The sequence below is a fragment of the Kitasatospora phosalacinea genome, assembly GCF_000717185.1.
GTDB classification, from domain to species: domain Bacteria; phylum Actinomycetota; class Actinomycetes; order Streptomycetales; family Streptomycetaceae; genus Kitasatospora; species Kitasatospora phosalacinea_A.
Genome location: NZ_JNYE01000247.1, coordinates 1 through 1,199 on the forward strand (window position 1 = coordinate 1; position 1,199 = coordinate 1,199).

The following is a 1,199-nucleotide window of genomic DNA, read 5'->3' on the forward strand; positions in this document are numbered from 1 at the left end:
CTGGCCGACGTACTTGGTCTGCAGGAAGGTCTCGAACGCCTCCGCCGAGTTCAGCCGGCGCAGGATGCGCAGCTGCTCCTCGCGCTCGGGCTTGGTGTACGGCTTCTCCAGGCGCTCCTGCAGCCACTTGCGCTGCCCCGGATCCTGGATGTGCATGTACTCGATGCCCACCGTGCGGCAGTACGAGTTGCGCAGCAGGCCCAGGATGTCGCGGAGCTTCATCATCTTCTGGCCGCCGAACCCGCCGACCGCGAACTCGCGCTCCAGGTCCCACAAGGTCAGCCCGTGCGAGACCACGTCCAGGTCGGGGTGCTTGCGCTGCATGTACTCCAGCGGGTCGGTGTCGGCCATCAGGTGGCCCCGGACCCGGTAGGAGTGGATCAGCTCGATCACCCGCGCGGTCTTGTTGACCTCGTCGTCGTGCGTGGTCGCCACGTCCGTGGCCCAGCGCACCGGCTCGTACGGGATCCGCAGCGACTCGAACACCCGGTCGTAGAAGTCGTCCGCCCCCAGCAGCAGCTGGTGGATCGAGCGCAGGAACTCGCCCGACGCCGCACCCTGGATCACCCGGTGGTCGTACGTCGACGTCAGCGTCATCGTCTTCGAGATGCCCAGCCGCGCCAGCGTCTCCGGCGAGGACCCCTGGAACTCCGCCGGGTACTCCATCGCACCCACACCGACGATGGTGCCCTGGTTCTGCATCAGCCGCGGCACCGAGTGCACGGTCCCGATGCCGCCCGGGTTGGTCAGCGACACCGTCACACCGGTGAAGTCGTCCATCGTCAGCTTGTTCGCCCGGGCCCGGCGCACGATGTCCTCGTACGCCTGCCAGAACCCGAAGAAGTCCAGCGTCTCGGCCTTCTTGATCGCCGCGACGACCAGCTGCCGGTCACCGTTCGGCTTGACCAGGTCGATCGCCAGGCCCAGGTTCACGTGCTCCGGCTTCACCAGGTAGGACTTGCCGTCCTCCACCCGGTAGCTGTGGTTCATCCCCGGATTGGCCTTCACCGCCTGCACCAGCGCGTAGCCGATCAGGTGCGTGAACGACACCTTCCCGCCACGCGCCCGCTGCAGGTGGTTGTTGATCACGATCCGGTTGTCGATCAGCAGCTTCGCCGGAACCGCACGCACCGAAGTCGCCGTCGGCACCTCCAACGAGGCGTCCATGTTCGACGCCACCGCCTTCGCCGGACCGCGCA

The 1,199-nt window shown here is 67.1% G+C and carries 1 protein-coding gene; it reads right to left on the reverse strand.

Going from position 1 to position 1,199, the window contains the following annotated elements:
- Positions 1-1,199 (reverse strand): 2-oxo acid dehydrogenase subunit E2 (locus OO57_RS37825; protein WP_033257448.1); only part of this gene is annotated, 1,199 nt, incomplete at both ends.